Annotated in this window: 7 protein-coding genes; 2 read left to right on the top strand and 5 right to left on the bottom strand. The window is 55.4% G+C overall.

The window, feature by feature from the left end:
- The coding region (locus tag ABWQ00_RS11040) for a hypothetical protein (RefSeq protein ID WP_353238725.1) at positions 1-857 on the top strand (857 nt) is incomplete at its 5' end.
- Positions 858-1,192: 335 nt separating this feature from the next.
- Positions 1,193-1,381 (top strand): hypothetical protein, encoded by a 189-nt coding sequence (locus tag ABWQ00_RS11035; RefSeq protein WP_353238724.1) that lies wholly within the window; start codon positions 1,193-1,195, stop codon positions 1,379-1,381.
- A gap of 16 nt (positions 1,382-1,397) precedes the next feature.
- On the opposite strand, the gene ABWQ00_RS11030 is transcribed toward ABWQ00_RS11035, so the two are convergent.
- The 5 genes from ABWQ00_RS11030 to ABWQ00_RS11010 all read right to left on the bottom strand — a co-directional run bounded on the left by ABWQ00_RS11030 (position 1,398) and on the right by ABWQ00_RS11010 (position 5,999).
- Positions 1,398-1,955 carry a DUF4440 domain-containing protein gene (locus ABWQ00_RS11030; RefSeq protein ID WP_353238723.1) on the bottom strand — a complete coding sequence of 186 codons (558 nt, stop codon included), beginning with the start codon at positions 1,953-1,955 and terminating at the stop codon, positions 1,398-1,400.
- 6 nt (positions 1,956-1,961) lie between these two features.
- Complete coding sequence (locus ABWQ00_RS11025; protein ID WP_353238722.1) at positions 1,962-2,567, bottom strand: LuxR C-terminal-related transcriptional regulator; 606 nt, start codon at positions 2,565-2,567, stop codon at positions 1,962-1,964.
- A gap of 84 nt (positions 2,568-2,651) precedes the next feature.
- A complete protein-coding gene (locus tag ABWQ00_RS11020; RefSeq protein ID WP_353238721.1) occupies positions 2,652-3,971 on the bottom strand; it encodes a tryptophan--tRNA ligase in 1,320 nt (439 codons plus the stop codon).
- A 30-nt stretch (positions 3,972-4,001) separates the two neighbouring features.
- Positions 4,002-4,664, bottom strand: coding sequence for a site-2 protease family protein (locus tag ABWQ00_RS11015; protein WP_502908123.1), 663 nt, complete (start codon positions 4,662-4,664; stop codon positions 4,002-4,004).
- A 123-nt stretch (positions 4,665-4,787) separates the two neighbouring features.
- Positions 4,788-5,999 (bottom strand): M20 aminoacylase family protein, encoded by a 1,212-nt coding sequence (locus ABWQ00_RS11010; protein WP_353238719.1) that lies wholly within the window; start codon positions 5,997-5,999, stop codon positions 4,788-4,790.
- Position 6,000 lies beyond the last annotated feature (1 nt).

The raw sequence follows: 6,000 nt of genomic DNA, 5'->3' as shown, positions 1-6,000 counted from the left end.
CAGTGGCTCAATATTCGATGCAAACACTGGCTCAGTTTGTCTGGCTAATCAACAATAAGGCATTATTTTCAAGGGGAATGATGATGATTTTTCAATTTCGCAGATGTATTTCAGCATTATTTCTTTTGATAACACTGAGTGCCCAAGCTATTGAGGACCGTGCAGACGTAGATCCCAACGACACACTCGATCCGGGTGAAATAATTAGTTGGAAAATAACTGCATCCAGATATGCCGACTCCGAGTCGGGACCATCACATGATCTGAATTTGCGCGGAAATACAAAGAATTTTGCTTTCTGGTTAGGTCATTATGAGCAACGACAAGTTTTTTTACAAACACGTATAGGTTTTGAGTACTCTCAAGATCTACCCTTGGGGCGATTAATCAGTTCCTTACAAATTGCTACCGAGGGTTTTCAGGGCTGGAGTCTGACTTGGGATGGCAAAAAAACCGGCGAACGTGGTTTAGGTCCATTGATAGGAATCAGCCGGACCAACTTGAAACCTTACTACAACCTCAACTTTGATCCAAATGACGCCATATTGCTTGGGGGTACTTTCTCTTCATCTTCATCAGGCAAGTTTTCTTTATACCAAATCGCTGATGATCGTCTTCATACGGGACAAAAAGTAACACATCTTGTTTGGCGACGTTCTTTGTTTGGAGATAAGCGTATCACTTTAGATTTGTTTCATCGTTCCGGAGCGAATGCACCCGGTGAGATGTTGTATCGCGGTTTGGGTGTAACAGGTACTCTGGATGTCAATGATTGGTTTGTTAGATTTGGCAAGGATTCAAATGCTAACTTCACTCCGGGTGATATTATTCGAATTGCTTTTGGTTATAGATACTGATCTGTAAATATGAGTATATTTATTATGTCGACCATTAAAATTAATAAATGTAATATTTCATTTCAGTGGGTCGCAGCGACCCCCTAGTGGTCAATTCAAGCCCCATAAAAAAGCACAGCGATGAATGGAATCGGGCTGCGTATTGGGTGAAAGGTCCACGATGCAAAAAGTGGGGGTCTCTCCATTTAGAATGGAGCATTGAACAGCAAGGGCTAGAGATCTATACCCATCAGAAAAAGAGGCGCTTGATGATGAGGTAAGTTCTGTCGCACCAGAACAACCCCGCTGGGAGTCCAGCGAGGTTTTTTCTGACTTGCAAGCCTGAAGGACCCATGATGAAAACGAAAACTTGGATGTTGGCCTTTGTGGCCTTGCCCTTGCTGCAAGGGTGCACGGTGCTGGCGATTGCGGATGTGGCGGCGTCGACCGTGATTTATGGTGTCAAGACGGCTGTCAATGTGGTGGATGCGGTGACACCGGACATCATCAACCGCGACAAAGACAAAAGCAAAAAAAAGGATTGAGGCTCTGGACTCAAGCTCAGGCCTTGCGGTGCTCGGCCAGATCGTTCCACACATCTTGGCGGGTGATCTGTCCCCCGCGCACCGCCATCCGGTCGATGAACCGGATGCCTTCAAAAGACTCGCCATTGAGCCAAGTGCCCTGCAAAGTACCGTGACAAAACACCACCGTCACATCGCCTTGCCAACTTTCTTCGAACTGTTCGTAATGCTTGCCGATGCGCGAATAGCGTGGGGCTGCCCAGGCGGTCAGTTCGTCCAGCGTCTGCATGACCACCCCACCGGGAAAACACATCCGGAAATCGGGTGACAAAAAACTTTGTGCATGGGCCAAATCACCGGATTGCATGGCTTGCAAAAAATCACGCACCAAGTCAGAAGCCACCGGATGCGCTGCACGGCCCTCGCTGAACACCTTGCCGTCGCGGCGGTAGGTGCTGACCTCGTTGACAAACACCGTGGTCCCCGCTTCAGGGGTGTCGATCACTGAACGAACCGCTTGTGCCAAGCGATTGACCATGCGGTGCTGGGTTTCTGCCGCGTAACCCGGCAGCAGAGTGATCGAGACGACGGGCATGGTGCCTTAGATGCCCAGCCAGCCGTTGGTGCGTGCAAAGTGAAGAGCCTGTGTGCGGCTGTTGACGCCCAAACGGCGGAACAGACGCCAGAAGTGCACCTTGACCGTGTGTTCACTGATTCCAAGCTTTTCAGCAATGTCGCGGTTGGACAAGCCTTGGTCTAACATCAAGATCAGTTGTTTTTGACGCTTGGACAACTTGGTCGGACCCGAAGGGGTGGCCGCATCTTCGGTGGCGGCGTCTTCTTCAGTGACCAGTAAGCTGCGCAGGGCAGCGATGATTTGAGCTGGGCTGTTGGATTTTTCAATGAAAGCGTCAGCACCCGCATCCAAGCAGCGTTGTTTAAATTCACTGGCGCTTGAACTGGTAACGACCGCCAAAGGCACATCGGGGAATTTGGCTTTGAGCACCTGGACCCCAGACATACCCAAGGTGTCGGGCAGCTGTAAATCCAAACAAAACAACTCAGCAACACCGTTCTTTTCGACCGTCGACTCGACCACATTCAATTTGTGAATGGGAATGATCTTGAGACCGGGCTTGACTCGGTGGACGAGCATGGTGAGCGCGTCGCGCATCAATGGGTGGTCGTCGATGACGTAAACAGTCATGATTTATTCACAGTGTTAAACGGAAAGTATGAGGATATCACCAAACAAAGATTTTGACATTTTGTTTCGTTGAAAACAACAAATTCATTTTGACGGATTTGCCTCAACTTGCATCAGGAGTTGCAAATTAGCCACAAGCACAGCCAAAGCTGCGTCGGTCAAGGGTTCTAAAACATCGCTCAATTCTCGCAGTCCATCTGCTCCCTCTGCTTGCAGGCGTGCGACCGCTTGCCCGGCTTCTTTCGGGGACGCAAAGCCACGGCTTTGCAACAAGGTCACGCCTTTGGCATCCACCAATTTGAAGTAGAACTGACCGTCTTTTTCGCGGTACTGCTTGAAACTGGGCAGGGCGGTTTTGGCTTCTTTGGCCACCGACGCCGCCTGGCCCGATGACAGGGCGCGCAAGCCCACGGCATGTCGTAATTCGCGCATGAAAGGCGTGGCCAATTGGCGCGCTTTGTCAGCGCCGGCCAGCAAGATTTTGTCCATCTGCGCGGGGTTGTCGATCAGGCTTTGGTAGTGCTCGCGCATGGGGGCGATTTCGCGGTCGATGCGCTCGAACAGCATTTGCTTGGCATCGCCCCAGCCAATGCCCTCGGCATAAGCGCGGGCCATGGCGGCGGTTTCCTCGGCACTGGCGAAAGCCTGGTAAATCTGGAAGAGGGCCGAGCCTTCGGTGGCTTTGGGCTCGCCGGGGGCTTTGGAGTCGGTCACGATGCCTGCGATTTGCTTGCGCATTTGGGCAACAGGCGCAAATAGCGGGATGGTGTTGTCGTAGCTCTTGCTCATCTTGCGGCCGTCAAGGCCTGGTAACAGCGCCACCGATTCCTCGACCACTGCCTCAGGCAAAACAAAATGCTCGCCATACAAATGGTTGAAGCTGGCCGCCATGTCGCGCGCCATTTCGATGTGCTGGATCTGGTCGCGGCCCACGGGCACTTTGTGCGCCTTGAACATCAAAATATCCGCGCCCATCAGCACGGGGTACATGAACAGACCTGCTGACACATCGCTGTCCGGGTCGTGGCCTGCGGCGTTGTTTTTGTCGACAGCGGCCTTATAGGCGTGGGCTCGGTTGAGCACGCCTTTGCCGGTGACACAGGTCAAGAGCCAGGTGAGCTCAGGAATTTCGGGGATGTCGGACTGCCGGTAGAAGGTGACTTTGTTAGGGTTAAGTCCCGAGGCGATCCAGCTGGCGGCGATTTCCAGGGTGGAGCGCTGGATGCGGGCGGGTTCGTCGCACTTGATGAGGGCGTGGTAGTCGGCCAGAAAGTAAAAACCGTCGGTGTGGGTGTCACGGCTCGCTTGCACCGTCGGGCGGATGGCCCCCACGTAGTTGCCCAGATGCGGGGTGCCCGTGGTGGTGATGCCGGTGAGAACGCGGGTGCGGTTAGGGGTTGTCATGAGCAATACAAAAAACTAAGAATAAAAACATCAGCGCAAGAAAGCCGCCAAGGGACTGAGGGTGAACTTGAGAAATTCAAAGGTGGCCCCCATCAGGGGCTGCATCCACCACGCACTGATGAGGCCAGTGAGGACCAGCGCCATCACGATGAAAAAGCCCCAAGGCTCCACCCGAGACACCAGCACCGCCTGTCGCAAGGGCAAAAGGCCCACCAGGATGCGCCCGCCGTCCAGCGGGGGCAGCGGAAACAAGTTGAAGGCAAACATGACCACATTGGTCAGCATGCCGGCCTTGAACATCTCAATGAAAAACCGTTCGGTGATGCCGCTGCCACTCAAGATGTAAAACAACACGCCCCACAGCAGGGCTTGCACCAGGTTGGCACCGGGGCCTGCCAAGGCCACCCAGACCATGTCGCGCTTGGGGTGGCGTAGCCGGTCAAAACGCACAGGCACGGGCTTGGCGTAACCGAACAAAAACGCCCCGCTGGTGCTGAAATAAAGCAACAGGGGCAACAAGATGGTGCCCACCAGGTCGATGTGGGGAAAGGGGTTGAGGGTGACACGCCCCAACACCGAGGCGGTGTCATCGCCCAGACGCAGCGCAGCGTAGCCGTGGGCCGCTTCGTGCAAGGTGATGGCAAAGATCACCGGCAAGGCATAGATCAGGACGGTTTGGATGAGTTCGGACATGTTCACCCGGCGATTGTCTCAGACCCGTCTGTGCGCTGCCTCAAGCCAGTCAGGGCCTGCCCCCTGGGAGTCAGGCCCTGCGGCAAAACAAGGCTTGGGCAGGGCATCCGATGCCCGGCCCGATCACCCGTTGACCGGTAAAAACCGCTCCACCATCAGCGACCAATACGCCGAGCCGACGGCCACGTTTTGGTCATTGAAGTCATAACCCGGGTTGTGCACCATGCAGGCACCGTGGCCACCGCTTTCTGCATCGCCATTGCCGATCAGCAGGTAACAGCCCGGCACCTGCTCCAGAAAGAAAGCAAAGTCCTCGCTGCCCGTCAGGGCTTTACCCTGCCGTGTGACACGTGCGGTGCCAACCAGCTCTTCGGCGACATCGCGTGCAAAGTCGGTTTCACTCTTGTGGTTGACCAGCACGGGGTAGCCGCGCTGGTAGTTCACCTGGGCACGCACGCCGTAGCTCTGGGCCTGTGACTGTGCCAGCTCGGTGATCCGTTTTTCAAGCAACTCGCGCACTTGCGGGTTGAGTGAGCGTACGCTCAGGCTCAGGGTGGCGGTTTGCGGGATCACGTTGTTGGCCACGCCGGCGTTGAATGCGCCGACGGTGATGACGGCCGTTTCCTGAGGGTCCACATTGCGCGCCACGATGCTTTGCAGGCCCAACACAATGGCCGAGCCAGCCACCACCGGGTCGGCCGCCTGGTGGGGCATGGCACCATGACCGCCTTGGCCGTCGATCGTGATCGTCACGTCATCGGACGAGGCCATCATCGGCCCCTCGCGCAGCACCAGATGTCCTTGCGGTTGGCCCGGCATGTTGTGCATGGCAAACACCGCATCACAGGGAAAGCGCTTGAACAAGCCGTCTTCCATCATCTTCTTGGCCCCGCCAAGGCCTTCTTCTGCGGGTTGGAAGATCAGGTTGAGCGTGCCGTTAAACGCCACATGCGAAGCAATGTGTTTGGCGGCTGCCAGCAGCATGGCGGTGTGGCCGTCATGGCCGCAGGCATGCATGATGCCGACGTTGCAGCTGGCGTAAGGCAGACCGGTGGCTTCTTCGATGGGCAGCGCGTCCATGTCGGCGCGCAGGCCCAGTGTTTTGCCACCAACGCCACGCTGGAGCTGCCCGACCACCCCAGTACCGCCCAGTCCGCGTGTGACCGCATAGCCAAACTTTTCGAGTTGCTCGGCCACCAGGTCGCTGGTGCGGTATTCCTTGTAGCCCATCTCCGGGTGGCGGTGGATGTCGTGCCTCACTGCGATGAACTCATCGGCTTGGGCACCCAGGGCCTGAAGCAGGTCCTGGGCAAAAGCTTCGCGGGGAGCGTTCATG

The sequence above is a fragment of the Limnohabitans sp. genome, assembly GCF_040400975.1.
Taxonomy (GTDB): Bacteria; Pseudomonadota; Gammaproteobacteria; order Burkholderiales; family Burkholderiaceae_C; genus Limnohabitans_A.
Note: the sequence above shows the minus strand (reverse complement) of the source record. Positions and strands in the feature narration are given on the sequence as shown.

What these genes read in the sequence shown, in the direction of transcription:
- ABWQ00_RS11030 (WP_353238723.1), bottom strand. Translation starts at nt 1,955, where the DNA reads ATGCCCGTCGTCTCGATCACTCTGCTGCCGGGTTACGCGGCAGAAACC.
- ABWQ00_RS11020 (WP_353238721.1), bottom strand. Translation starts at nt 3,971, where the DNA reads ATGACAACCCCTAACCGCACCCGCGTTCTCACCGGCATCACCACCACG.
- ABWQ00_RS11025 (WP_353238722.1), bottom strand. Translation starts at nt 2,567, where the DNA reads ATGACTGTTTACGTCATCGACGACCACCCATTGATGCGCGACGCGCTC.
- ABWQ00_RS11035 (WP_353238724.1), top strand. Translation starts at nt 1,193, where the DNA reads ATGAAAACGAAAACTTGGATGTTGGCCTTTGTGGCCTTGCCCTTGCTG.
- ABWQ00_RS11015 (WP_502908123.1), bottom strand. Translation starts at nt 4,664, where the DNA reads ATGTCCGAACTCATCCAAACCGTCCTGATCTATGCCTTGCCGGTGATC.
- ABWQ00_RS11010 (WP_353238719.1), bottom strand. Translation starts at nt 5,999, where the DNA reads ATGAACGCTCCCCGCGAAGCTTTTGCCCAGGACCTGCTTCAGGCCCTG.